22 protein-coding genes are annotated in these 23,649 nt (G+C 65.5%); 5 read left to right on the top strand and 17 right to left on the bottom strand.

The window, feature by feature from the left end; translation table 11 throughout:
• Nucleotides 1–12: 12 nt before the first annotated feature.
• From GTP77_RS26300 to modA, 4 genes are read right to left on the bottom strand one after another with little or no spacing between them, the layout of a single operon-like run.
• Nucleotides 13–837: a TOBE domain-containing protein gene (locus tag GTP77_RS26300; RefSeq protein WP_161075119.1), complete on the bottom strand. Its 825-nt coding sequence runs from the start codon at nucleotides 835–837 to the stop codon at nucleotides 13–15.
• On the bottom strand, nucleotides 830–1,522 hold the full coding sequence (locus GTP77_RS26295; RefSeq protein ID WP_161075118.1) for an ATP-binding cassette domain-containing protein: 693 nt from the start codon (nucleotides 1,520–1,522) through the stop codon (nucleotides 830–832). Before GTP77_RS26295 ends, GTP77_RS26300 begins: the two co-directional genes overlap by 8 nt.
• 1 nt (nucleotide 1,523) lies before the next feature.
• Entirely contained in the window at nucleotides 1,524–2,189 is a 666-nt protein-coding gene (gene modB, locus GTP77_RS26290) for a molybdate ABC transporter permease subunit (RefSeq protein WP_161075117.1), read from the bottom strand.
• A gap of 3 nt (nucleotides 2,190–2,192) precedes the next feature.
• Nucleotides 2,193–2,939 (bottom strand): molybdate ABC transporter substrate-binding protein, encoded by a 747-nt coding sequence (gene modA, locus GTP77_RS26285; RefSeq protein WP_161075116.1) that lies wholly within the window; start codon nucleotides 2,937–2,939, stop codon nucleotides 2,193–2,195.
• Nucleotides 2,940–3,033: 94 nt separating this feature from the next.
• Here modA and GTP77_RS26280 point away from each other — a divergent pair, with 94 nt between their 5' ends.
• Nucleotides 3,034–3,540 (top strand): YgjP-like metallopeptidase domain-containing protein, encoded by a 507-nt coding sequence (locus GTP77_RS26280; protein ID WP_161075115.1) that lies wholly within the window; start codon nucleotides 3,034–3,036, stop codon nucleotides 3,538–3,540.
• 27 nt (nucleotides 3,541–3,567) lie between these two features.
• Here the strand turns inward: GTP77_RS26280 and GTP77_RS26275 are convergent, their stop codons facing one another.
• From GTP77_RS26275 to GTP77_RS26255, 5 genes are all read right to left on the bottom strand, one after another.
• Nucleotides 3,568–4,101 (bottom strand): TIGR00730 family Rossman fold protein, encoded by a 534-nt coding sequence (locus GTP77_RS26275; RefSeq protein ID WP_161075114.1) that lies wholly within the window; start codon nucleotides 4,099–4,101, stop codon nucleotides 3,568–3,570.
• Entirely contained in the window at nucleotides 4,102–4,878 is a 777-nt protein-coding gene (locus GTP77_RS26270; protein WP_161075113.1) for a tetratricopeptide repeat protein, read from the bottom strand.
• Between the two features lie 10 nt (nucleotides 4,879–4,888).
• On the bottom strand, nucleotides 4,889–5,554 hold the full coding sequence (locus GTP77_RS26265; protein ID WP_161075112.1) for a TetR/AcrR family transcriptional regulator: 666 nt from the start codon (nucleotides 5,552–5,554) through the stop codon (nucleotides 4,889–4,891).
• Nucleotides 5,555–5,624: 70 nt separating this feature from the next.
• Nucleotides 5,625–6,839, bottom strand: coding sequence for a patatin-like phospholipase family protein (locus tag GTP77_RS26260; protein WP_161075111.1), 1,215 nt, complete (start codon nucleotides 6,837–6,839; stop codon nucleotides 5,625–5,627).
• Between the two features lie 85 nt (nucleotides 6,840–6,924).
• Entirely contained in the window at nucleotides 6,925–7,632 is a 708-nt protein-coding gene (locus GTP77_RS26255; protein WP_161075110.1) for a phasin family protein, read from the bottom strand.
• Nucleotides 7,633–7,825: 193 nt separating this feature from the next.
• On the opposite strand from GTP77_RS26255, the gene GTP77_RS26250 reads away from it, so the two are divergent.
• On the top strand, nucleotides 7,826–9,811 hold the full coding sequence (locus GTP77_RS26250; protein ID WP_161075109.1) for an SDR family oxidoreductase: 1,986 nt from the start codon (nucleotides 7,826–7,828) through the stop codon (nucleotides 9,809–9,811).
• Nucleotide 9,812: 1 nt separating this feature from the next.
• On the opposite strand, the gene GTP77_RS26245 is transcribed toward GTP77_RS26250, so the two are convergent.
• The 7 genes from GTP77_RS26245 to GTP77_RS26215 form a co-directional block, all read right to left on the bottom strand.
• The gene (locus tag GTP77_RS26245) at nucleotides 9,813–10,580 is read right to left on the bottom strand and encodes a substrate-binding periplasmic protein (protein WP_229202379.1); all 768 of its coding nucleotides are present in this window, start codon (nucleotides 10,578–10,580) and stop codon (nucleotides 9,813–9,815) included.
• Between the two features lie 85 nt (nucleotides 10,581–10,665).
• Nucleotides 10,666–11,478 (bottom strand): substrate-binding periplasmic protein, encoded by an 813-nt coding sequence (locus GTP77_RS26240; RefSeq protein WP_228895870.1) that lies wholly within the window; start codon nucleotides 11,476–11,478, stop codon nucleotides 10,666–10,668.
• Between the two features lie 4 nt (nucleotides 11,479–11,482).
• Nucleotides 11,483–15,115 carry an EAL domain-containing protein gene (locus GTP77_RS26235; protein WP_161075107.1) on the bottom strand — a complete coding sequence of 1,211 codons (3,633 nt, stop codon included), beginning with the start codon at nucleotides 15,113–15,115 and terminating at the stop codon, nucleotides 11,483–11,485.
• A 14-nt stretch (nucleotides 15,116–15,129) separates the two neighbouring features.
• On the bottom strand, nucleotides 15,130–16,245 hold the full coding sequence (locus tag GTP77_RS26230; RefSeq protein WP_161075106.1) for a PAS domain-containing sensor histidine kinase: 1,116 nt from the start codon (nucleotides 16,243–16,245) through the stop codon (nucleotides 15,130–15,132).
• Nucleotides 16,246–16,401: 156 nt separating this feature from the next.
• On the bottom strand, nucleotides 16,402–17,352 hold the full coding sequence (locus GTP77_RS26225; protein ID WP_161075105.1) for an esterase/lipase family protein: 951 nt from the start codon (nucleotides 17,350–17,352) through the stop codon (nucleotides 16,402–16,404).
• Between the two features lie 7 nt (nucleotides 17,353–17,359).
• A complete protein-coding gene (locus GTP77_RS26220; RefSeq protein WP_161075104.1) occupies nucleotides 17,360–19,021 on the bottom strand; it encodes a GMC family oxidoreductase in 1,662 nt (553 codons plus the stop codon).
• Nucleotides 19,021–19,539 carry a hypothetical protein gene (locus GTP77_RS26215; RefSeq protein WP_161075103.1) on the bottom strand — a complete coding sequence of 173 codons (519 nt, stop codon included), beginning with the start codon at nucleotides 19,537–19,539 and terminating at the stop codon, nucleotides 19,021–19,023. The genes GTP77_RS26220 and GTP77_RS26215 overlap by 1 nt, the downstream gene beginning before the upstream one ends.
• A 178-nt stretch (nucleotides 19,540–19,717) precedes the next feature.
• Here GTP77_RS26215 and GTP77_RS26210 point away from each other — a divergent pair, with 178 nt between their 5' ends.
• Entirely contained in the window at nucleotides 19,718–20,416 is a 699-nt protein-coding gene (locus GTP77_RS26210) for a DUF8198 family protein (protein ID WP_161075102.1), read from the top strand.
• On the opposite strand, the gene GTP77_RS26205 is transcribed toward GTP77_RS26210, so the two are convergent.
• A complete protein-coding gene (locus tag GTP77_RS26205; protein WP_161075101.1) occupies nucleotides 20,413–21,198 on the bottom strand; it encodes an RNA methyltransferase in 786 nt (261 codons plus the stop codon). The two genes, GTP77_RS26210 and GTP77_RS26205, sit on opposite strands and share 4 nt — an antisense overlap.
• A 169-nt stretch (nucleotides 21,199–21,367) precedes the next feature.
• Here GTP77_RS26205 and GTP77_RS26200 point away from each other — a divergent pair, with 169 nt between their 5' ends.
• Together GTP77_RS26200 and GTP77_RS26195 are read left to right on the top strand one after the other, a co-directional pair.
• Nucleotides 21,368–22,150, top strand: a complete 783-nt coding sequence (locus GTP77_RS26200) for an inositol monophosphatase family protein (protein WP_161075139.1) — start codon at nucleotides 21,368–21,370, stop codon at nucleotides 22,148–22,150.
• 206 nt (nucleotides 22,151–22,356) lie between these two features.
• Nucleotides 22,357–23,649 (top strand): DEAD/DEAH box helicase (locus GTP77_RS26195; protein WP_161075100.1); only part of this gene is annotated, 1,293 nt, incomplete at its 3' end.

Genomic DNA, 23,649 nt, shown 5'->3' with positions numbered 1-23,649 from the left:
CCGGCCCGGCTGCTAGCCCGGTGCGCCGACGATGACGCTGGAGGCCTTGAACAAGGCGGTCACTTCCATGCCCTCCTTCAGTGCCAGGGCCGCGCAGCTTTCCAGCGTCACGGTGGCGCCTATGGTGCCGCCGCCCGGCAAGGCGATGCTCACGTCCGCATTCACGGCGCCCGGCACCAGGCGCGACACCACGCCTTTCAGCTGGTTGCGCGCCGACAGCCGCGTCCCGTCGGCGTGCACCGCCACGATCACCGAGGTCGCCTTCACCAGCGCGAACGCGGCCGAGCCCACCGCCAGCCGCAGCGCTTCCGTACTCTCGCGCGTGATGATGGCGACGATGCGCTGCCCGCCCACTATGTCTATGCTCACTTCATCATTCACCGCACCGGCCTTGATGGCGGCCACGGTGCCGGCAAAATGGTTGCGCGCGCTGGTCTTCATTTTCATGGTCTGGATCAAAAGGAAATCATCGGCCAGCGCATGCGACTGGCTGCTCAGGTGCTCGACGAACAGGCGGTGCTCGCGGTCTATCTTGCGGAAATTCTCCACCAGCTGCGCACCGCGCCGGGTCAGGCGCGTGCCGCCGCCGCCCTTGCCGCCCGCCAGGCGTTCCACCAGCGGTTCGCCGGCCAGATTGTTCATCGCCTCGATGGCGTCCCACGCGCCCTTGTAGCTCATCTTGACGGCCTTGGCAGCCTGCGTGATTGAACCGTGCTCGGCAATGCTGGCCAGCAGCGCCACGCGGTCCGTACCGCCCAGCTGCTGGCCGCCCACCGTCATCCAGACTTTGCCTTGCAGAGCCAGTTCCTGCCCTTGTTCTTGATCTTTGTCAGCCATGGCGGCCTCCCTCCCTATTTTCTTCGACAATGGCGCCGTCGGCCATCGTCAGCACATGGTCGCCGAAGATGCGCGCATCCTCCGGATCATGGGTAATCATCAGCATGGGGATGCCCAGGCGCGCCAGCAAGGCGTCCAGCTCCGCGCGCATGCGCACGCGCAGCACCGGGTCCAGCGCGGCAAAGGGTTCGTCCAGCAGCAGTGCGGCCGGGTCGGCGATCAGCGCGCGCGCCAGCGCCACGCGCTGCCGCTGCCCGCCCGACAGCTGCGACGGAAACTGGTGCGCCACCGCCTGCAGCTGGAAAGCCTCCAGCCAGTATTCCAGCTGTTCGCCGTGCGCGCGCGGCGAGGGATTGAACCAGCCCTGCTTCAGCCCGAATACGATATTCTGCCGCACGTTCAGATGCGGGAACAGCGCATAGTCCTGGAACAGATAGCCGACGCGGCGACGCTGCACCGGCAGGTTGACGCGCACCGCACTGTCGAACAGGCGGCGTCCGCCCAGTTCTATGCTGCCCGCGTCCGGCGTAATCAGGCCAGCCACGGCTTTCAGCAGCATGCTCTTGCCCGCTCCCGACGCGCCATAGATGACGATGCGGCGGCTGTCCGAGCGCAGGCGCGCCTTGAGCGTGAATTCGCGCGTGCCGGCGCGCAGGGTCTTGGCGATGTCGATCTGGATCTGCATATCAGGCTTCCCGCTTGGGCGTGAGCTTGTTGGCCAGCACCAGCACGGCGACGCAGGTGACGGAGGTGATAATGACCAGCAGGTTGGCCGTGTCGTCCTGCCCCGCCTGCACCGCCTCGTAGACCGCGATGGACAGCGTCTGCGTCTTGCCGGGGATGCTGCCGGCCACCATCAGCGTGGCGCCGAACTCGCCCATGGAGCGCGCAAACGCCAGCAAGGTGCCGGCCAGCACGCCGCGCCAGGCCAGCGGCAAGGTCACGCGCAGGAACACGCCGATGGCCGAGACGCCCAGCACGCGCGCGGCGTCCTCCAGCTGCGTGTCCACCGTTTCAAAAGCGGAGCGCGCCGCCTTCAGCACCAGCGGAAACGCCACCACGGCGGCGGCGATCACCGCCGCCTGCCAGGTGAAAATCAGGTTGATGCCGAAGTGCTGCTGCAGCCAGTGGCCTATCGGGCCGTTGCGGCCTATCAGCACCAGCAGGTAGTAGCCCAGCACCGTGGGCGGCATCACCATGGGCAGGGTCAGGAGCGCGTCCAGCATGTCGCGGCCGGGGAAACGGCAGCGCGCCAGCAGGTAGCCGAAGGCCACGCCGCACACCACGTCCAGCAGCGTGGCCCACAGCGCCACCTTCAGCGACAGGGCAAGGGCGATCCATGCGGACTGCATCTATTACGGACGCCCGAAGCCGTATTTCGCCAGGATGGCCTGCCCGGCCGGCGCCTGCGCGAACGCCAGGAAGGCGCTTGCGCCGGCCGCGTTAGGCGCGGTGCGGATGGCGGCGATGGGGTACAGCACCGGCGTGGTGGTCGGCACCGGCAGCGCGACCTTCACCTTGTCCTTCATCACCAGCGCATCGGTGGCATAGACGAAACCGGCGTCCACTTCGCCGCGCGCCACATAGTCCAGGCTCTGGCGCACCGAAGTGCCAAACACCAGCTTGGGCTCGACCGCGGCCCACAGGCCGGCCGCCTCCAGCGCTTCCTTGCTGTAGCGGCCCACCGGGACGCCGGCCGGGTTGCCCATGGTGATGCGGGCCACGGCGGGCAGGCGCAGGTCGGCCAGGGTTTTCAGCGGCAAGGTGCTGGCGGACGGGACCACCAGCACCAGCGTATTGCTGACGAAGTTCTTGCGGCTGCCGGCGGCCAGCAACTGCTGCTGCGTGGCCTTGTCCATCGCATCCTGGTCGGCGGAGGCGAACACGTCCACCGGCGCGCCCTTGGCGATCTGGGCGACGAGAGCGTCCGAGGCGGCGAAGTTCAGCAGCACCTTGTCGCCCGGATGCGCGGCTTCATAAGCCTGCGCCAGCTCCTTGAAGGCGTTGGTCAGGCTGGCGGCGGCGGACACGGTGATATCCGCAGCGAAGGCGCCGCCCATGGCCGACGCGAGCGCGGCGGCGAGACAAATCTTCTTCAGCATCAAGTACTCCTTCTGGATGGAAAACCGCAATATACCTGATTATATAGCGGAATATGATACATTCTCGCCTCCCCACCTATCCGGCAGTCCGTATATGCAGCCCCTGAAGTACCTCAGCGCCTATTCCGAGCAAATGCAGCAGCAAGTCCAGCAACTCATTGCGCAGGACAGGCTGGGCGAAGTGCTGAAAAAACGCTACCCGAGCGCGCACGACATCCGCACCGACAAGGCGCTGTACCAGTACGTGCAGGATTTAAAGACCGAGCACCTGCGCAACGCCTCGCCGATCGACAAGGTGGCGTTCGACAGCAAGATCCACGTGATCAACCACGCGCTGGGGCTGCACACGTCCATCTCGCGGGTGCAGGGCGGCAAGCTGAAAGCCAAGCACGAAATCCGCGTGGCCACCATGTTCAAGGAAGTGCCGCTGGAATTCCTGCGCATGATCGCCGTGCACGAGCTGGCGCACGTGAAGGAAAAGCAGCACGACAAAGCCTTCTACAAGCTGTGCACCTATATGGAACCGAACTACCACCAATACGAGTTCGACCTGCGCCTCTACCTGACGCAGCTCGACATCAGCGGCAGCAAGCTCTGGTAGCTGCTGAAATGCAAAAAGGGGTCAGGGTTAAAGGAAACGCTGCAGCAGCGTGCCGGGCACCGATTCGACCATCATCAGCTCGGCGTGCTGGGGACGGATGAAGCCTTGCCCGGTGGCGTGGCCGATGAAGCCTACCAGGCTGTCGTAGAAGCCATCCACATTCAGCAACCCTACCCGCTTGCTGTGGATGCCGAGCTGCGACCAGGTCAGCATCTCGAACAGTTCTTCCATCGTGCCCATGCCGCCGGGCATGGCGATAAAGCCGTCCGACAGCTGCGCCATCATGGCTTTACGCTCGTGCATGTCCTTGACGATGAACTGGCGCGTCAGCCCGGTGTGCCCCACTTCGCGCTCGACCAGGGCGGTGGGAATCACGCCCGTCACTTCGCCGCCCAGGCGCAGCACTTCGTCCGCGATCACGCCCATCAGGCCGACATTGCCGCCGCCGTACACCAGCGACAGGTTGCGCTCCACCATGCCGCGCGCCAGCGCCCTGGCCGCTTCCGCATAGCGCGGCGTGGCGCCGCTATTGGCGCCGCAGTACACACACAACGATTTCACTTATTCTTCCTCGATCTCGGCCTTCGCCAGTTCCACGTCCAGCCGCTCGTTCGCGTCGCGCGCCTCGAATGCGGCTGCCTCTTCGTACAAGGCGACAGCTTCGTCCATTTTCTTCTTGCCGTCCAGCATGGCCAGCGCATTGGCGTATTCGATGCGCGCTATAGCACTGTCGGGATTGAGCTCCAGCGCCTTCTTGAACAGCTTGTAGCCTTCTTCCTTTTTCGCGCCGTAGGTCAGCCCGCCTATCATGGCGCCCACCTTGTCGACGATCTCGGCGTGGTAGCTGCCCAGCGCAATGTGCGCGTCGGCGTGCTTGGGCGCCAGCTTGATGGCCATGTCCAGGCTGTTCTTGACCTTGGCGCCTATGCCCTGCGCCAGCGCCTTGACCACCGAGATGCCCTGCGCGTAGCGGCCCAGCGAGTAGGCGTGCCAGTAGTAGGCGGCGGCGTTCTTGGGCTGCTCTTGCTGCTGCTGTTCGCAGCGCTCGGCCACTTCCTGGAAGATGGCGAGCTTTTTCTTTTCGCTCGGTTCCAGATAGGTGGCGTAGATGCAGGTGGCGCGGTGCGCTACCGAGTAGCCGTCCGCGCCCAGCGCCAGGCCCAGCTCGGCGGCTTTCTCGAACTCGCCGGCATGGTAGGCGATCCAGGCCTGCACCAGTTCCGCCTTGGCCGGATAAGGTTCGGCGTCGTTGGCGTGCAGGCGCGGCCAGGCTTTTTTCAGGCTGGCTGCCGTGTAGACGTAAGTGTCTTCAGGATGCGGGAAGGTCTTCCATGCCATGCTTATCTCCTTAGCTTATCTTTTTTAGGTATTCTTCCGACAGTTTCTGGAACAGCAGCTGCGTTTCATTGCGCAGGTAGGGGCCGATTTGCGACAGCACCTGGTAGCAGCCGCGCGCCAGCGCGTCCGCCATCGATTGCTGCTCGCTGTACTTGCGCGGGTTGCGCACATATTCGTAGGACAGCCAATACGTCGCCACCACCACCATATTGGTGGACATGGCCTCGATCACCGCGTCCGACGCTTCCAGCGAGCCTTCGCTGCGCAGGTCTTCGCACAGCTGCTTGGCGACCTTGATCTTGTGCGCCAGGATCTGCTTGAAATGCAGCTCCAATTTGCGGTTGCGCGACAGCAGGTCGTTCAGGTCGCGGTAGAAAAAGCGGTAGCGCCAGATCAGTTCAAACATCAAATGCAGATACAGCCACACGTCTTCAATATTGGAGCGGCGGCCGTCCGGCACTTGCAGTATGCGTTCTATCTCCCCTTCGAATTGCGTGAAGATGGAATTGACGATGTCGTCCTTGTTGCGGAAGTGGTAGTACAGATTGCCGGGCGAGATATTCATCTCCTCGGCGATCACCGTCGTCGTGATATTGGGCTCGCCGAATTCATTAAACAGGCGCAGGGATAATTCGAGAATTCGTTCGCGGGTACGGCGAGGTGCTTTCTGTAGCATGGCGGATGATCTTTGTTTTTGTTCCCGCAAGGATAACACCGATGATGCGCTTTTAGAAACGGCGTACCGGTCAGCGCCCATGCGCTACTTTCAGGTAGCGCTCCAGGTCGGACAGGGCCGCATCCAGCCGTCCCAGCGCCTTGCGGCGCGGCCGCTGGCGCACCAGGGTCAGGCTGCTGTCTTCCAGCACGTTCAGCTTCAGCCGCATGCCGTGCCGCGCCAGTTTGGGGCCCAGCTCGTGGCGCTGCTGCCACAGCATCAGCCGCGTGTTCTGGTAGGCCTGCTCGCAGGTGCGGCGGCGGTTGTTATAGCTGAACATATTGGTAAAGAACAGCTCGGCATCGTCCTCGCTGGGCTGGAACAGCAGGATGTCCACGTCCGGATGGCTGACCTGGTAACTGGCCAGCCCGGTCTCCAGGCGCGAGTGCAGGATGGAACGCACGGTCTGCGACAGCACGTCGATCAGCCCGCCGTTGGTGAGCTTGCGCGCGCCCTGCCTGAAGCGGGCGTTGTAGGGCACGATGGGATTCACGCACAACAGCAGGTCCACACCGTGCTCGAGCGCGATGGAGCCGTGCATGGTCTTGCGCAGCGCGCCGTCGACAAAATGGTGGCCGCCGATTTCCACCGGCGGGAACAAGCCGGGCACGGCGGAGCTGGCTTGCACGGCGACCGAGATCGGCGTGTCGTCCCAGCCGGGCTCGCCAAAGCAAACGGCTTTGCCGGTATCGAGGTCGGTGGCGACGATGCGCAGCTTGCGCGGCAACTGGCGGAAGTCGTTGCTGCGGCCCTGGGCGGCGAAGGCGGCCTTCAGGAAATTGCCTATGGCGTCACCGGACAGGAAGCCGGCCGGCAGCGCTTCGGTCAGGCGCTCGAAGGACGATGCCAGGCTGCCGCGCTGGCGCGCATAGTGCAGCGCGCCGCCGGCCAGCAGGCCGGGCAGCATGCGCGCGCGGCGGCCGAACTCGCGCAGGGCGGGACGCAGCAGGGTTTCGGGTTTGAACAGCATGGCGCCGGCCGGGGCGTGCGGATCGTCCACATCGCTCTCGACGAACAGGCGGCACATCTGGTGCGGGGTGTAGCCGTTGGCCAGGGCGGCGCTGATGATGGCGCCGGCGCTGACGCCGACGTAGATTTCGGCGTCGTTCAGGTCCAGGCCTTCAATGGCTTCGGCCAGCGCGGCCAGGGCGCCTATCTCGTAGACGACGGCCAGCGGTCCGCCGCCGGCCAGGGCCAGGCCGACCTTGGGTGCCACGGCAGGCGCGGCAGCGGGTTTTCTAGGCATAGACTTTCATTGCAGCTTTCCCTCGGACCCGGTCCGCGAACGGACCGGGGGAGGAGGACCGAGGGAACTGTTACAGCCGGCTTGCTTAAGCGGCTTTATTGGCGGCGCTTACCGATTCAGCGGTTGGGAAGGCAATCGCCGGGGCCTTGGGGGCAGCCTTGGCTTTTGGAGCGGCCTTCACTGCCGGCTTGGCGGCTTTGGCAGCAGGCTTGGCTGCGGCTTTGGCGGCCTTGGCGGCTGGCTTGGCAGCGGTTTTTGCTGCAGGCTTGGCGGCTTTAGCGGCTGGCTTGGCGGCTTTCGGCGCGGCCTTGGCGGCTGGCTTGGCTGCTGGCTTGGTTGCTGGTTTAGCGGCGGTTTTTGCAGCGGCTTTCGGCGCGGCCTTGGCCGGGGCCAGCTTCTTGCCGGTCAGTGCTTCCACGGCCTTGGTCAGCGCCTCAACGCGGGCGTTCAGTTCCTGCACGTCCTTCTGGGTCGGCACGCCGATGGTGCCCAGGGCGCGCGACACGCGGTCTTCGAACACCTGCTCCAGCTTGTCCCACGAACCGGCGGCTTGCTTGCCCACGCCGGACACCGTTTCACGCACTTCCGATACTTTGTCTTCCGCCAGGTCGCGGGTGCGCTGCTGCAGCGCATTGCCTTCTTTGACCAGCTTGGCGAACACGCGGCCGCCTTCTTCCTGTGCCTTGGCAAAAGCGCCCAGGCCGGCTTGCCAGATTTGCTGGGCCGAATTGCGCACTGCGCTGGCCAATTGCTTGTCGTCGGCGTTCGCCAGGGATTTCAATTTCTTTACCATAGTGGGCTCCAGTGGGACTTCGTTGGGTTGGATCGTTACTTTTGATGAAATCATTCTAGGCCCCATTTCTAGAGATGGGCTTCTAATGGGGTAGAGCGCCGGTTCTAATCAACTATGCAACAGCGCTTGCCATTTGTTGCCCATCCTGTAATGATTGTCCGCAGCAAATACCTAAGAATAAAGGAGAGACTTGATGCAATATTTTGTTACCGGAGCCACCGGTTTTATCGGCAAGCGCCTCGTGAAAAAACTGCTGGCGCGCAAAGGCAGCGTCGTCTATTTCCTGATGCGCGAAAGCAGCCGCGACAAGCTGGCCGGCCTGTATGAATATTGGGGCACCACCAAAGCCCGCGCCATTCCGGTATTCGGCGACCTGCGCAGCGCCAAGCTCGGCGTCTCCAAGGACGATATCAAGAAGCTAGCCAAAACCATCGACCATTTCTATCACCTGGCCGCCGTCTACGACATGCTGGCGGACGCCGGGGAACAGATCGCGGTGAATGTGGAAGGCACGCGCAATACCGTCGATTTCGCCAACGCCATCCAGGCCGGCACGCTGCACCATGTGAGCTCGATTGCCGCCGCCGGCATGTTCGAAGGTATCTTCCGCGAAGACATGTTCGACGAAGCAGAGAATCTCGACCATCCCTATTTCGCCACCAAACACGAATCCGAGAAAATCGTCCGCAATGAAACCAAGGGCGCGTGGCGGGTGTACCGCCCCGGCCTGGTGGTGGGCGATTCCAAGACCGGCGAAATGGACAAGATCGACGGCCCCTATTACTTCTTCAAGCTGATACAGCGCATCCGCCAGCTGCTGCCGCCGTGGATGCCCACCATCGGCATCGAAGGCGGCCGCATCAACATCGTGCCGGTGGACTACGTGGTCAACGCCATGGACCACATTTCCCACCTGCCCAAGCTGGACGGCCGTGCCTTCCACCTGACCGACCCCGAGCCTATGCGCGTGGGCGAAGTGCTGAACACCTTCTGCCGCGCCGCGCACGCGCCGACGATGAGCATCCGCATCAACGCCGCGCTGTTCGGATTCATTCCGAAGTCGATCAAGAAAGGCGTGTTCGCGCTGTCGCCGGTGCGCCGCGTGCGCGACGCCGTGATGAAGGACCTGGGCCTGCCCCCGGACCTGATGACCTTCGTGAACTACCCTACCCGCTTCGACAACCGCGACACCGCGCAAGCGCTGAAGGGCACCGGCATCGCCTGCCCGCCGCTGGAAAAATACGCCGCGCCGGTGTGGGACTACTGGGAGCGCAACCTGGATCCGGACCTGTTCATCGACCACACGCTGCGCGGCCAGGTGGCCGGCAAGGTGGTGCTGGTGACGGGCGGCTCGTCCGGCATCGGCCTGGCGGCGGCGCACAAGCTGGCCGAAGCGGGCGCCATCACCATCATCTGCGGCCGCGACGAGGACAAGCTGCTGGAAGCGAAGAAGGAAGTGGAAGCGCGCGGCTTCGAGCTGATCACCTACCCTGCCGACCTGTCGGACATGGCCGATTGCGACCGCTTCGCCCAGGTGCTGATCGCCAACCACGGCGGCGTGGACGTGCTGGTGAATAACGCCGGCCGCTCCATCCGCCGCGCGATCGAAGCGAGCTACGACCGCTTCCACGACTTCGAGCGCACCATGCAGCTGAACTACTTCGGCGCGCTGCGCCTGACCATGGCGCTGCTGCCGTCGATGACGGCCAAGAAGCGCGGCCACGTCATCAACATCTCGTCCATCGGCGTGCTGACCAATGCGCCGCGCTTCTCGGCCTATGTGGCCTCGAAAGCGGCGCTGGACGCGTGGACGCGCTGCGCCTCGTCGGAGCTGCAGGATCTGGGCATCAAGTTCACCACCATCAATATGCCGCTGGTGCGCACGCCGATGATTGCGCCGACCAAGATCTACCAGAACGTGCCGACCCTGTCGCCGGAGGAAGCGGCCGACCTGGTCGCCAACGCCATCGTGTACAAGCCGGTGCGCATCGCCACCCGCGTGGGCATCTTCGGCCAGGTGCTGCACGCCATCATGCCGCGCGTGGCGCAGATCGTGCTGAACACCAGCTTCCGCATGTTCCCGGATTCGGACGCGGCCAAAGGCGAAGGCAAGAAGGCGCCGCAGATGTCGTCCGAGCAGATCGCCATGCAGCAGCTTCTGCGGGGCGTGCACTTCTAAGCTAGTGGCCCGCCTTGGCCGGCACGCCGGCCTTGGCCTCGCCCGGCAGCGGGTAGCCGGGCAGCCACTTGCGGTGCAGCTTCTGGAAGGTGCCGTCGCGCTTCATGTCGCGCAGCGCGGCCTCCCAGGCCTGCACCGTGGCCACCGGCGTGGCCCTGGAAAAGGCAAAATTCACTTCCTGCGTTTCCAGGCGCTGCAGCAGTTCCACCTCGCCATCGCGCAGGCCCGCCGCCCGGGCGGCCTCCATGGCGATTTCCTCTCCCTCGAACCACAGGTCGAACCTTCCCTGCACCAGCATGCGCGCTGCCGATTCGGAGCCGTTGGTCTCGTCCGTGATGCGGTAGCCATGACGCTGCGCGATGGCGATAAAAGCGCTGCCGCGCCGGGCGGCGCCGCGCAGCGCCAGCCAGGCCCCCCTGCCCTGCGCGCGCAGTTGCGGCGCCTGGGACTTGCTGGCGAAAATGGCGATATAGGAATTGAAAATGGGGCCGACAAAGCGCATCGTGAGCTCGCGCTCGGGCGTGCGCACCATGGTCAGCGCCATCACATTCGGGGCCGCCAGCGCCATGGCGCTGGCGCGTGCCCAGGGCACCACCTTGATGTCGTCGTGCCGGTTCAAACGGTATGTCACCTGCTGGGCAAGTTCAACGGCAAAGCCGGCCGGCTTGCCGTTCTCGGTAAAGCAGATAGGTTTGCTCTCCATGCCGTAGATGACCAGCGCGGGTTCGTGGTCCGCAGCGCGGGCCGCGCCGGCCGTCAGCGCCAGCATAATCAGTAACCGCGATAGTCTTCCCGATGCATGCATATTCCCGCCAGTAGAGTGATCGCCCTAGCCGCAATATTACTCTTTCCGTTCAGGGATGTTTGAGTTCGCCGCCCCGGGCGTCGGCCGGCAGCGGATAGTGCGGCAGCCATTTGCGGTGGATCTTCTGGAAGCTGCCGTCGCGCTTCATCTCGCGCAACGCAGCGTCCCAGGCCTGCACGGTGGCGGGCGCGGTGCCGGCGGAAAAGGCGAAATTCACATCGTCCATGCTGAGCTGGCGAACCAGTTCCACGTCGGCCCGCGTGTAGCCCGCCTGTTCCAGCGCATGGCCGATGATTTCCTCGCCGTCGAACCACAGGTCGAAACGGCGGCTCATCAGCATGCGCGCGGCCAGCTCCGAACTCACGGGTTCATCGGTCACGGTGTAGCCCATGCCGCGCGCGCGCTCCACAAACACGCTGCCGCGCCGGGCGCCGCCGCGCAGCTGGTAGATGCCGTCGCCCATGGCGGCTATCCTGGCCGCCTCGCCCTTGCGGGTGAAGACCGAGATATAGCCGACAAAAATCGGGCCGACAAAAGTAAGGCGCCGTTCGCGCTCCGGCGTGCGGATGATGGACAGCAGCAGGACATTGGGCTGGTTCATGGCCACCGTGTTGGCGCGCGCCCAGGGTACGATTTCTATCGGATCGCGGCGTCCCAGCCGCTGCTGGATGTGCTGCGCGACCTCCACCACGATACCGGAGGGGCCGGACGCGCCCATGAAGCTGACCGGCTTGCTCTCCATGCCGTAGATGCGCAGCGGCGCTTCCTGCGCCCTGGCCGCGCCGGCGGCCAGCAGCACCAGGCACAGTACCAGCGGCAGCGCCCGCAGCGCCGTCCTGCGCGAAAGGCGCTGCGCGCACACCGGCTTACGCCGCCGCTTGCGAAGGCCCGCCGTGCACCTGGCTGTGCAGGCGGAAGCCTTCCTTGATGTTCTCGCGCAGCACCGCGCCTTTCCACGGCTTGGTGTAGAAGCGGTCGATGGCGCCGTGATTGATGGCGGCCATGATGGGCGTGAGGTCCGCATAGGCCGACAGCATGATGCGGAAGGTGTCCGGCGCCAGGTTTTTCACCCGCTCCATGAACTCGGTGCCGCTCATCAAAGGCATGCACTGGTCGCACAGGATCACCTGCACCTTGTGCCGCGCCAGCACGTCGAAGCCCTCGGCCGCCGTCTGCGCGGTGAGGATGCGGTAGCCGTCCTGGGCCAGGAAGTCGCTCAGCACGTCGAGCATGAAGGCGTCGTCGTCGACGATCAGCAAGGTCTGCTGGTCGGCCTGGACCTCGTCCACCGGCGCCTGCAGGTATTTGCCTTCCCTCATCATGGCCTCGAACTCGTCCTCCGGCAGCGGGCGGCTGAAGTAATAGCCCTGCATCTCGTCGCAATTGTGGCGGCGCAGATAGGCCAGCTGCGCGTCGCGCTCCACGCCCTCGGCGATCACCTGCAGCTTCAGGCTGTGCGCCATGTTGATAATGGCCAGCACTATGGCCGCGTCGTCCGGATTGCTGGTCACTTCGCGCACGAAGGCGATATCGATTTTCAGCTTGTCGATCGGGAAGCGCTTCAGGTAGGCCAGCGAGGAATAGCCGGTGCCGAAATCGTCGATGGAAATCTGGATGCCGAGCTTCTTCAGGTTCTGCAGCACCGTGATGGTTTCCTCGGCGTTCGACATCAGCGAACTTTCCGTCAGCTCCAGCTCCAGCAGTTCGGGCGCGATATCGTGCTGCTTGATGGCGCGCATGACCTCCTCCTCCAGCCCGCCCACGAAGAACTGGATGCCGGACACGTTGACCGACAGGTGCACCGCGCCGATGCGGGTCCTGCCCCATTCGGCGATCTTGCGGCAGGCCTCGTTCAGCACCCAGGTGCCCACCCGCACAATCAGCCCGGTCTCCTCCAGGATGGGGATGAACAGCGCCGGCGACACCATGCCGTGGCCGGGCCGCTTCCAGCGTATCAGCGCCTCGGCGCCGCTCACGCGGCCGCTGCCGATATCGATCTTGGGCTGGTAGTACAGCACGAACTCGTCGTTGTCGATGGCGCGCCGCAGCGCGTTCTCCAGGTCCAGCCGCGCCAGCGACTGCGCGTTCATCTCCGCCGTGAAGAAGCGGAAGGCGTCGCGCCCGGCCGCCTTGGCGCGGTACATGGCGGTGTCGGCGTACTGTATCAGCGTATCGGCGTCGGCGCCGTCGTCGGGGAAGACGGAGATGCCGATGCTGGCCGTCACCGTCACCTCGTGGCCCTTCAGGTCGAAGGGCTTGCGCATCGATTCGCGGATCTTGTCGACCACGGCGATGGCGTTCTGCGCCCCCTCGGGCAGCATCAGGATGGCGGCGAATTCGTCGCCGCCGAAACGGCCTATGGTGTCGCGCACGCGCAGGCAGTCGACCAGGCGGCTGGAGAACTGGCGCAGCAGCTCGTCGCCTATGGTGTGGCCCAGCGTGTCGTTGATGTTCTTGAAGCGGTCCATGTCCAGGAACAGCACCGCCAGCGCCCATTTGTGCTCGGCCGCCTGGTGCAGCGAGTGCGTCAGCGAGTCGTAGAACTGGCTGCGGTTGGGCAGGCCGGTCAGGGTGTCGAAGTGGGCCAGCTTGAGCAGGCGCTGCTCGGCTTCCTTGCGCTCGGTGATGTCGCGCGCCACCGCCACCAGGATCCAGCTCTGGCCCGAGCGCAGCGTGCGGCGCTGCACTTCCACCGACAGCGGCGAGCCGTCCTTGCGCTGCAGCAGCAGCTCGGCCATGGCGCCGCTCTGGTCGCCGGCCAGCAGCTTGTCGTACAAGTCCTCCAGGCGGCGCAGGTCGCCGTCCACCGACTTGTTCGGACCTACCTTGAGGAAGTCCTCGCGCAAATAGCCCAGCATGCGGCAGGCGGTCGCGTTCACGTCCACAAAGCACATGCCGGCGCGGTCCACCAGGAAGATGGCGTCGGCGGTGGCGTCCATGGCCAGGCGGAAGCGGCGCAGGTCCTCGTCCAGGCGGATGCGGGCGTTCATGTCCAGCTGCAGCTGGGCGTGGTGGCGCCGGATCTGGTCGTACAGCAGCAGGTTTTCATAAGCCACCGAAATCTGCGCCGCCACCGTGGCGGCCACGCGCTCGTCCACTTCGCTGAAGCTGTCCGCGCCCAGCTTGTCCACCAGGTAGAGCCAGCCGTGGATGCGTTCGCGCGAGGCGATCGGCACGCCGAGGAAGGAGTGCACCGGCGGATGGCTGGGCGGCAGGCCGATGGCGGCCGGGTCGCCGGCCAGCGCGTCGATGCGCACCGGCTGGCGCTGCTCCAGCAGCCCGCCCAGCACGCCGGCGCGCGGCGTGGAGGCGATCAGGCGCGCCTGCTGGCCCACGCCGCAGGCGGCGAAATGGCTCAGCTCCTGCGCGCCCGCTTCCAGCACGCCGATGCAGGCGTACTTCGATACGCAGATATTCTGCGCCACGCGGCAGCCCACTTCGATCAGCGCCTGCGGGTCGCGCTCGGCCCCCAGCTCTATGCCCAGCTCGATCAGCGCGGTCAGGCGCAGGCTCACCGCCTGCAGGCTGGACAGGGAGCGCGACAGGCGCTCGGTCATCGACGTCAGCGGCTCGGCGCTGGCGTGCGGCGACTCGCCGTTGCTGGCGATCTGCGACAGCAGCGCGCTGCTCGACTCCAGCTCGCCCAGATACTCGGCCACCTTGTTGTCGATGCCGAGATAGCGCCCGCCGCTGGGCGGCTCGGGCGAGAACTGCGGCACGTCGTCCTCGCCGTCCGGCAGCACGCCCAGCGCCTCGCGCACGGTGCGCAATATCACGTCCGGGTCGGACGGCTTGGGCAGCACCCAGCGCACGCCGCAGGCCTCGGCCACCGCCATCGCCTCGCGCTCGCGGTAGGTGGCGGTGTAGAAGATGATGGGCACATGCGCCGTGTCCGGATTGCTGTGCATGCGGGTGACGAACTCGTAGCCGTCCATATTCGGCATCAGGATGTCGGAGATGACCAGGTCGGGCCGTTCGGCGCTGACCATCTTCAGGCCCTCGGCGCCGTTGGAGGCCTCCAGCAGGCGGTGGCCGCCGTAGCCCAGCAGCGTCATCAGGAACTCGCGGTTGAGCACGTGGTCGTCCACGATGAGGATGGTGGCGATGTCGTTTTTAACCGGGGGCGACATCTCCCCCGGCAAGAAAGACTCGATTTGCGCCACGAAGGTGTCCGGCTCGATGGGCTTGCCGATATAGCCGTCGAAGCCGGCCGCCAGCAGGCGCTCGCGGTCGCCCACCATGGCCAGCGCGGTCACGGCCAGCGCCGGAATGGGCCGCAGCGCAGGATCCTGCTTGAGCTGGGCCACCACGCCGTAGCCGTCCAGCTTGGGCAGGTGCACGTCGCAGATGATCAGATCGGGCAGCTCGCGCCGCGCGGTGGCCACGCCCTCCTCGCCGTCATGCGCAATCAGCGGCGTGTAGCCGAAGGCGTTGAGCAGATACACCATCAGCTCCATATTGGTCGGATTGTCTTCTATGATAAGGATGCGTGCGGACACGTTTGCACTCCCGGTTAAGTCATTCTTACGGCAGACTGGGCCGCCGCCAGCGGCACGGCCAGCGTAAACACGCTGCCCTGCCCCAGGTGGCTGGCCACACTGATCCGCCCATTCAGTAGCTGCGCCAGCTGCAAGCTCAACTGCAATCCCAGGCCCGTGCCCTCGAACTGCCCCCCGCCGCCAAGCCGGCTGAACGCCTGCGCCAGCATGCGCTGGTGGTCCGGGGCCAGGCCGGCGCCGGTATCGCTGACGCTGACGGTGGCGCAAGCCCGTCCGTCCACGTCGGCCATACCAAGCTCGATGTGCACCGCGCCGCTGTCGGTGAACTTGATGGCGTTGTTCACCAGCCGGCTCACGATCTGCTGCATGGCCCGCCGGTCGCAGCATACATGCAGCGCGTCCTTCGGTGCGTTGAAATCGAACTGCAATCCCTTCTGGTGCGCTTGCGGCTGGAATACTGGAAGTAGCTCCGCGATCAGCGCGTGGCACTCCAGCTGCTCCAGCGTCAACTCCACTTTACCCGAAGCGATCTTGCTCAGGTCAAGCAAATCGTTTATCAAGGCCAGCAACTGGCGCGCACTGGCCTGGATGGTGCGCAACTGGCGGTCCTGTTCCTGCGTCACCGGGCCGGGCAGCTTCATCAGCAGCGTGCCGGCAAAGCCGATAATGGCGTTGAGCGGCGTGCGCAGCTCATGCGACATGCTCGCCAGGAAGGTATCCGTGACGCGCCGGGCATGGTCCAGTTCTGCATTCTTTGCGGCCAGCGCGAGGTCGAGGCGCTGGCGGTCGTGGCGGTCGCGGACGGTGCTCAGTATCAGGGTACAGCCGTCGGCGTTGATGATCTGGGCCGCGCAATCGACTGGCAGCGGCGTGCCGTTCTGATGCTGCCACAGCGCCTCGTAGCGCGCGTGGCCATGCTGCGTGATGTGCTGCTCGATGGCCAGGCCATCGTCGTCCTGCCCGGCCGGCAGCAGCAACTGATACAGCCGGCGGCCCAGCGCGTCCTGCTGCGTGTAACCGAACATCGCTTGCGCGCGGCGCGTCCAGCATACTATCTCCCCGCCCTCCCTGGTTACGATAACCGCGTCGGGCAACTCCTCCAGAATCAGCTTAGCGAAGTCAGTTGGCATCGTCTTGCCTTGTGCTGGGCATGCATGCATAACCATACAGCAACCGGGCGCGCGGAATCTCACCAATAGTCACAAGCACCCGGACAGCCAGGGCAAGATGAGCACGCTATGGATTGCCTCTATCCAATGCAGTCTACCTAAGGACTGGCGGGCTGTCTATTTTGTTTCTGAAACTGCAAAATTTGGTGAAATTTGGGTGATTTCGTCCAGAACAAAACGCAGTACCTGGGGGTGGTAGCCGAGTTCAACGTGGCCTATGCCGCCCAGTTCCACATTGCGGGCGCCCGGCAAATGGCCGGAATTCTGCGGCGCCACGATGTTGTCGTGATGCGACCACACTGAAACGATCAGCGCGCGCAGCGAAGGCGCTTCGGACGCGGCCAGCTGCGCCAGCCAAGGCGAACCGCGGCGCATCTGGCGCGCATTCAGGCCGGGACCGAATCCGGCCAGCGCGGTGCCGTGGTGCGGCGTGCCCACGGTGATCACGCGGGCCACGCGCGCACTGCCGAAAGCGCGCAGATGCGCGCGCGCCACCAGGCCGCCCATGCTGTGGCCCACCACGACGGCCTGCGGCTGGCCCGTGGCGGCGCACAGCCGCTGCAGCGCCGCTTCTATTTGCGGCGCGTAGTCGTCTATGCCCGCGCCCAGCGGCTCCAGGTCCACCGCCAGGTAGCTGCGCCCGGCCTGGCGCAGCAGCGCGGCCAGCCGGCCCCAATAGGCGCCGTTGCAGGCATAGCCGTGCACCAGCAGCACCGGCAGTTCGGCATTGCCGGCAGCAAGATGAAAGGTGCTGCGCGGACGCAACACCGTCCACGAGGACAGCTTCATGGAGGAGGAAAATTCGCGGCAAAACATGCGCAGCGAAGCGGCCGGCGACAGCGCGTGCGGCGCCGGAACCGGCCCGCCGGCGCGGCGCGCCATGCGGAAATTGTTACTAGAAATCACTAGTCGGACCAGCACCACGCTGGCCAGGCCCAGCAGCAGCGCGGCCGGCCAGCCCGGACCGGACCAGCCCAGCAGCACACCCGCGAACACCGCCAGGCCGGCCACCGCCAGGCCAAAGCACAGCTGCAGCAGCAGGATGGCGAAGAGCAGGCGGCGCAGCATGGCAGCCTCAGGCAGCCCGCACCAGCGGCACGGCGGCGCCCGCTGCATACTTAGGCGCAGGCTTGCCGGTCAGCTGTTCGGCCAGGCCGCTGGCCAGGCGGGCGGTGATGCCATAGATCGACAACTGCGGATTGGCCCCGATCGACGTGGGGAACAGCGAGCCGTCATGCACGGACAGATTGCCCACGCCGTGATAGCGCCCCTTGCCGTCCACCACGCCGTGGCGCGCATCGGCCGCCATGCCGCAGCCGCCCATCACGTGCGCCGACACCACCCGCATCAGCAAATTCTTGAACGGCAGCGCGTTGATGGCCTCGCGCGCCTGGCTCCAGCTGGTGTAGCTCTGCGCCAGCTCGTGCACCGGCAGCACGCTGCGCGCCCCGGCGGCGAACTGGATCTCGGCCATGGACAGCAAGGCGCGCCGCGCGCCGTCCCACATGAACGGCGTGATGCGGTAGTCCAGCACCGGCTCGCCATGCCGGTTCAGCGCCACGGTGCCGCCCGGCGCTTCGGCATGGAAACCGTCGCGCAGCAGCGCCAGCAGGCCTTGCGCGTGCGGGAACTGGCGCATCATGGCCGCGTGCTGCTCGCCAAAGCCGGCCATGGTGGTCGACAGCAGCAGCGGATGCAGCGGCGGCGCTTCCAGCTTGTAGCCGACGGCGCCGTCGATGGCCTGGGTTTCCAGGAAGTGGTCCGAATAAATCGACTGCGGCGCACCCGCGTAGCCGTCCACGCGCTGCTCGAACAGGCCGGCCGAAATCACGGTGGGATGCAAAAAGGTGCGCTTGCCCAGCAAGCCGTGCGGATCGGGCGCTCCCGAGCGCAGCAGCAGGGCCGGCGTGTTGATGGCGCCGCCCGCCACCACATAATGGCGCGCCTTTACCATCACCCGCTTGCCGGTGGGCGCCTGCCCGCTGGCCGACAGCGGCGTGGCCAGCAAATGGTCCACCTGGCCGTTGCGGAACACCAGCTGCTCGGCGCGCACCCGCGTCAGCAAGGTGGCGCCCTTCTCCAGCGCGGACGGAATGGTGGTCACCAGCATGGACTGCTTGGCGTTGGTGGGACAGCCCATGCCGCAATAGCCCAGGTTCCAGCAGCCGTTCACATTGCGCCGGATGGCCGCCGTGGGTATGCCCAGCCTGGCCGCGCCGCGCCGCAGCAAGTCGTTGTTCTCGTTGGGCGGCACCTCCCAGGGCGTGACGTGCAGGCGCTGCTCCATCATGGCGAACCAGGGCGCCATCGCTTCCGGCGAGTAGTCCGTCAGGCCGAAATTGCGCTGCCAGTACCCCAGCGTGGACGGCGGCGTGCGGAAGCTGGAGGTCCAGTTCACGGTGGTGGAACCGCCCACCGTGCGGCCCTGCAGAATGTTGACGCCCTTGTCGCGCGTCTTGCGCGCGCCGGCCTCCTGGTACAGCGTGGGATAGGCGTCCGCCTCGCGCATCTTGAAATCGCTGGACGACTTCAGCGCGCCCTCCTCCAGGATCAGCACCTTCAGGCCCGCCATCGCCAGCAGCTCGGCCGTCACGCCGCCGCCCGCGCCGCTGCCTATCACCACCACGTCGGCGTCGAAGCCGCGGTCGCGCTCCAGGGCGGAGCAGTCCACCACATCCCAGCCCGCCGCCAGGCCGGCGCGGATAGGGTCGGGGATGATGTTATGCGTTGCGCTCATCAGCTCAGCTCCTTGATGGGGCCGGGATAGCCGGCGCCGGCCCAGCTGGCCGGGTCGGCATACCAGGCGCCCAGCACCAGGTCATGCAGCGCGTGGTAAGCCGTTTGCAGCATCTCCAGCCGGTGCAGGCGCCAGTCCTGCAGGAAGGCGGCGGCCTGCTCGGGCGTGGTGTCGCGCCAGGCCGGCACGCCCGCCAGCAAGCGCCGCGCGGGCGCCAGCGCCAGCAGGCCGAACAGGTCCTGCACTTCCTTTTGCGTACTCAGCGGCAAGCTGGCAACCGCCTGCTGAATCCCGTCCGTGGTGCGGGAAACGGCGGCGTCGCGCGCCGCGCCCGCCGGCGGCAGCATGGGGCCGACAATGGCCGGAATAATCGCCACCAGCACGGCGCGCGCCTCGCCGTCCAGCACGTAGCGCTGCAGCGGCGCGGCGCCCTGCACCGAGCGGTACAGCGCGCCCCCGGCCGCCAGCGCCAGCGCGCCCAGCACGCCGGTCTTCAAAAAGGTTCTGCGTTTCAGCATGTCTCTATTTATATCCTGAATATTTTCGTAGGGCGGCGTGCGCGGCGTAGGGCGGGTTAGCGAAGCGTAACCCGCCGAATCCAATGCACCGCCAAACCCAGTGTACGCCAAAGCCCCCGCCCGCCCCGCGTGCAAAAATAGAGCCACGCATCTATTTGCTTCTGGTAAAAACGCATGCATGAAGACACAAGCCAACCCAAGTCCGCTGGAACAGCAGCTGCGCGCCGCCCGGCTGGAACGCCAGGCCGCCGGGCGCGATCCGGCGCTGGCGTCGGCCCGCCTGGCGCTGAAAACCTTCCAGGCCGCCCGCCTGGCGCGCACCCACGCCGACCTGCTGGCCGCGCCGGACACCCGCGACGCGGCGCTGTTTTTCCTCGAAGAACTATACGGCACCCACGACCTGAGCCAGCGCGACACCGACCTCGAGCGCATCGCCCCCACCATGCAGCGCGTGCTGCCGGCAGACGCCCTGCAAACCATCACCGAAGCGATGCGCCTGGACGCGCTGGCCGAGCGCCTGGACACGGCCATGGCCCGCCTGCTAGGCCCGCAATTCACGGAGGACGACTACATCCAGGCCTACCGCGGCGCCCTCGCCCCGGACGACCGCGCGCGCCAGCTGGAGCTGGTGCAGGCGCTGGGGGAGTCGCTCAGCCAGCTGGTGCGCGTGCCCATGCTGAGCACCACGCTGATGCTCATGCGCGGCCCGGCCAAGCTGGCCGGACTGGGCAGCCTGCAGCAATTCCTGGAGCGGGGATTTTCGTCCTTCAAGCGCATGAAGCAGGCGCGCGCCTTCGTGGCCGCCGTGGTGGGGCGCGAACAGGCCATCATGGACCGGATCTACGCCGGCCATGCGGCGCCGTTCGAGCTGGACTAGCTTTTGGACTTCGCGTCCATGATCTTGCGCGCAATGCCGCGCAGGATGTTGACTTCCTCGGTCTCCAGCTGGGCGCGGGAAAACATGCGTTTCAGGCGCGGCATCAGCTTGCGCGGATTGTTCGCGTCCAGGAAGCCGATCGCCACCAGCGCCTCCTCGAGATGGGCGTACATGCCGTCGATCTGCGCCAGGCTGGCCGCCTCGCCCTGGAAGCCGATGGCGGGCGCCTCGGCGGCCACCGGCGCCTTCGAGGCCCCCTGGGCCGCCAGCGCGGCCATGCGGCATTCATACACCAGCACCTGCGCCGCCTGCGCCAGATTGAGCGAGGAATAATCCGGATTGGCCGGAATATTGATCAGCGCATTGCACTTTTCCACGATCTCGTTCGGCAGCCCGAAGCGCTCGTTGCCGAAGATTAGCGCCGCGTTCAGCTCGGCGCCGGCCGCCGCCTGCTCGGCGAACTGGCGCGGCGCCAGCACCGGCGGCGAGTATTCGCGCAGCCGGGCCGACACGGCCGCCGCGAAGTTGATGCCCTCCAGCGCCTCGGCCATGCTGCCCACGATGCGCGCCGACGCCAGGATGTCCTGCGCGCCGCTGGCAAAGGCCACCGCCTCCTCGTGCTCCAGCATGCCTTCGAAGCGCGGCGTGACCAGCACCAGCTCGGCAAAACCCATGGTCTTCATGGCGCGCGCCACCGAGCCAATGTTGCCAGGACGACTAGTTTCCACCAAAATTATTCGTAGGCGTTGAAAAAGAGTCGCTGTGTTTTCGGGCTGCTTCATTTAAAATAGCGCCATTACGCGCGTCTGAGGTGGATTTCGGTGGCATTCTAACCATTCCAACCCGTTCCCGCACCGCTCTTTCTCATAATTGTTCACACGCCAACCTGCCTGGATGCAATGCGCCCGGCGGGCAGCAGCGTTTTTTAAATCGGAAGCTTACATGCACCCAATGCTCAACACGGCTATCAAAGCCGCCCGCCGCGGCGCCGCCGTCATCAACCGCGCCAGTTTCGACCTGGATCGCGTCATTGTTAATGAAAAGCAACACAACGACTTCGTCACCGATGTCGACACCGCTGCTGAACAGGCCATCATCGAGGTGCTGAGCAAAGCCTACCCCGACCACGGTTTCCTGGCCGAAGAATCCGGCGCATCGGCCAATGTGAACGACGAGAGCGAGTACGTGTGGATCATCGATCCGCTCGACGGCACCACCAACTTCATGCACGGCTTCCCGCAATACGCCATCTCCATGGCGCTGCAGCACCGCGGCGTGATCACGCTGGCCCTGGTCTACGACCCGGTGCGCAACGACCTGTTCACCGCTGAAAAAGGTTCCGGCGCCTTCCTGAACGACAAGCGCATCCGCGTGGGCAAGCTGGACCGCATCGCCAAAGCCCTGCTGGGCACCGGCTACCAGGCCGGCAACCCGGGCGCGCTGACCGAATACCTGAAAATGTACGGCATCATGGCCGAACGCAGCCAGGGCGTGCGCCGCGCCGGTTCGGCCGCGCTCGACCTGGCCTACGTGGCCTGCGGCCGCCTGGACGGCTTCTACGAAAAAGGCTTGAAGCCTTGGGATATCGCCGCCGGCGCGCTGCTGGTGGCGGAAGCGGGCGGCATTATCGCCGAGTTCAACGGCGAGTCCGATTACCTGCACAAAGGCAACATCATCGCCGGCAGCCCGAAGGTCTTCGGCCAGATGGTCGGCCTGCTTGCTGAGTTTGCATGATATAGACACAAGTCAACAAAGTTTGTTACAAAATAAAAGGGGCTGCGGCCCCTTTTTCATTTCCGCAACGCAACTTGAATGACAACTAGCTGTTATACTCGGCGGTGCGGCAACTCAACCAGTCCACGGCCGCCACCCCGAGAAATTACAGATTGCCTCTGACTGGCGCCCACAAGGCGATGAGCCGATCCTCACACAAAGTTACTATGTCATTTACTACTCTTGGCCTGTCTGACGCCATCGTTCGCGCTGTCGCCGAAACCGGTTACACCACGCCGACGCCCATCCAGACCCAAGCGATTCCGGCTGTACTGAACGGCGGCGACCTGCTGGCCGGCGCACAGACCGGCACCGGCAAAACCGCCGGTTTCACCCTGCCCATCCTGCACCGCCTGTCCACCGACGCGAATGGCGCCAAGCTGGGCAACCGCACCGCCGCCCGTCCCATCCGCGCGCTGATCCTGACCCCGACCCGCGAGCTGGCGGCCCAGGTTGAGGAAAGCGTGCGCGTGTACGGCAAGTACACCAATCTGAACTCCGCCGTGATTTTCGGCGGCGTCAGCATCAACCCGCAGATCAAGCAGCTCAAGCATGGCGTCGACATCCTGGTCGCCACCCCGGGCCGCCTGCTGGACCACATGATGCAAAAGACCATAGACCTGAGCAAGGTCGAGATCCTGATCCTGGACGAAGCCGACCGCATGCTGGACATGGGCTTCATCCGCGACATCAAGAAAGTGCTGGCCGCCCTGCCGCCGAAGCGCCAGAACCTGCTGTTCTCGGCCACCTTCTCGGACGAGATCAAGGCCCTGGCCGACACTCTGCTGGACAGCCCGGCCACCATCGAAGTGGCGCGCCGCAACTCCACGGTGGAAGTGATCGCGCAGAAGATCCACCCGGTCGACCGCGACAAGAAGCACCCCATGCTGTCGCACCTGATCCGCGCCCACAAGTGGACGCAAGTGCTGGTGTTCACCCGCACCAAGCACGGCGCCAACAAGCTGGTGGAACAGCTGGGCGGCGACGGCATCGGCGCCATGGCCATCCACGGCAACAAGAGCCAGGCGGCGCGCACCCGCGCGCTGGCCGAGTTCAAGGACGGCACGCTGCAAGTGCTGGTGGCCACCGACATCGCCGCGCGCGGCATCGACATCGACCAGCTGCCGCACGTGGTGAACTACGACCTGCCCAACGTGCCGGAAGACTATGTGCACCGCATCGGCCGCACCGGCCGCGCCGGCGCCACCGGCGAAGCGGTCTCGCTGGTGTGCGTGGACGAGCACGGCATGCTGAAAGACATCGAAAAGCTGATCAAGCAGACGCTGACGCGTGAAGTGATACCCGGCTTCGAGCCGGACCCGAACGCGCGCGCCCAGCCTATCCAGCTGCGCAGCGGCGCCGGCCAGCACCGCAACCCGCGCCAGGGCGGCGGTGGCGGCGGCAACGGCCGCAACAAGCCAGCCGCAGGCGCGGCAGGCGCCGGCAAACCGCGCAGCGCA

It is taken from the genome of Pseudoduganella aquatica (genome assembly GCF_009857595.1).
Lineage (GTDB): Bacteria > Pseudomonadota > Gammaproteobacteria > Burkholderiales > Burkholderiaceae_D > Rugamonas > Rugamonas aquatica_A.
The sequence above is the reverse complement of the archived record's forward strand: the minus strand, read 5'-3'. Positions and strand labels throughout refer to the sequence as shown.

What these genes read in the sequence shown, in the direction of transcription:
- GTP77_RS26300 (WP_161075119.1), bottom strand. Translation starts at nt 837, where the DNA reads ATGGCTGACAAAGATCAAGAACAAGGGCAGGAACTGGCTCTGCAAGGC.
- GTP77_RS26295 (WP_161075118.1), bottom strand. Translation starts at nt 1,522, where the DNA reads ATGCAGATCCAGATCGACATCGCCAAGACCCTGCGCGCCGGCACGCGC.
- modB (WP_161075117.1), bottom strand. Translation starts at nt 2,189, where the DNA reads ATGCAGTCCGCATGGATCGCCCTTGCCCTGTCGCTGAAGGTGGCGCTG.
- modA (WP_161075116.1), bottom strand. Translation starts at nt 2,939, where the DNA reads ATGCTGAAGAAGATTTGTCTCGCCGCCGCGCTCGCGTCGGCCATGGGC.
- GTP77_RS26280 (WP_161075115.1), top strand. Translation starts at nt 3,034, where the DNA reads ATGCAGCCCCTGAAGTACCTCAGCGCCTATTCCGAGCAAATGCAGCAG.
- GTP77_RS26270 (WP_161075113.1), bottom strand. Translation starts at nt 4,878, where the DNA reads ATGGCATGGAAGACCTTCCCGCATCCTGAAGACACTTACGTCTACACG.
- GTP77_RS26265 (WP_161075112.1), bottom strand. Translation starts at nt 5,554, where the DNA reads ATGCTACAGAAAGCACCTCGCCGTACCCGCGAACGAATTCTCGAATTA.
- GTP77_RS26260 (WP_161075111.1), bottom strand. Translation starts at nt 6,839, where the DNA reads ATGCCTAGAAAACCCGCTGCCGCGCCTGCCGTGGCACCCAAGGTCGGC.
- GTP77_RS26255 (WP_161075110.1), bottom strand. Translation starts at nt 7,632, where the DNA reads ATGGTAAAGAAATTGAAATCCCTGGCGAACGCCGACGACAAGCAATTG.
- GTP77_RS26250 (WP_161075109.1), top strand. Translation starts at nt 7,826, where the DNA reads ATGCAATATTTTGTTACCGGAGCCACCGGTTTTATCGGCAAGCGCCTC.
- GTP77_RS26245 (WP_229202379.1), bottom strand. Translation starts at nt 10,580, where the DNA reads ATGCTGGCGCTGACGGCCGGCGCGGCCCGCGCTGCGGACCACGAACCC.
- GTP77_RS26230 (WP_161075106.1), bottom strand. Translation starts at nt 16,245, where the DNA reads ATGCCAACTGACTTCGCTAAGCTGATTCTGGAGGAGTTGCCCGACGCG.
- GTP77_RS26225 (WP_161075105.1), bottom strand. Translation starts at nt 17,352, where the DNA reads ATGCTGCGCCGCCTGCTCTTCGCCATCCTGCTGCTGCAGCTGTGCTTT.
- GTP77_RS26220 (WP_161075104.1), bottom strand. Translation starts at nt 19,021, where the DNA reads ATGAGCGCAACGCATAACATCATCCCCGACCCTATCCGCGCCGGCCTG.
- GTP77_RS26215 (WP_161075103.1), bottom strand. Translation starts at nt 19,539, where the DNA reads ATGCTGAAACGCAGAACCTTTTTGAAGACCGGCGTGCTGGGCGCGCTG.
- GTP77_RS26210 (WP_161075102.1), top strand. Translation starts at nt 19,718, where the DNA reads ATGAAGACACAAGCCAACCCAAGTCCGCTGGAACAGCAGCTGCGCGCC.
- GTP77_RS26205 (WP_161075101.1), bottom strand. Translation starts at nt 21,198, where the DNA reads ATGAAGCAGCCCGAAAACACAGCGACTCTTTTTCAACGCCTACGAATA.
- GTP77_RS26200 (WP_161075139.1), top strand. Translation starts at nt 21,368, where the DNA reads ATGCTCAACACGGCTATCAAAGCCGCCCGCCGCGGCGCCGCCGTCATC.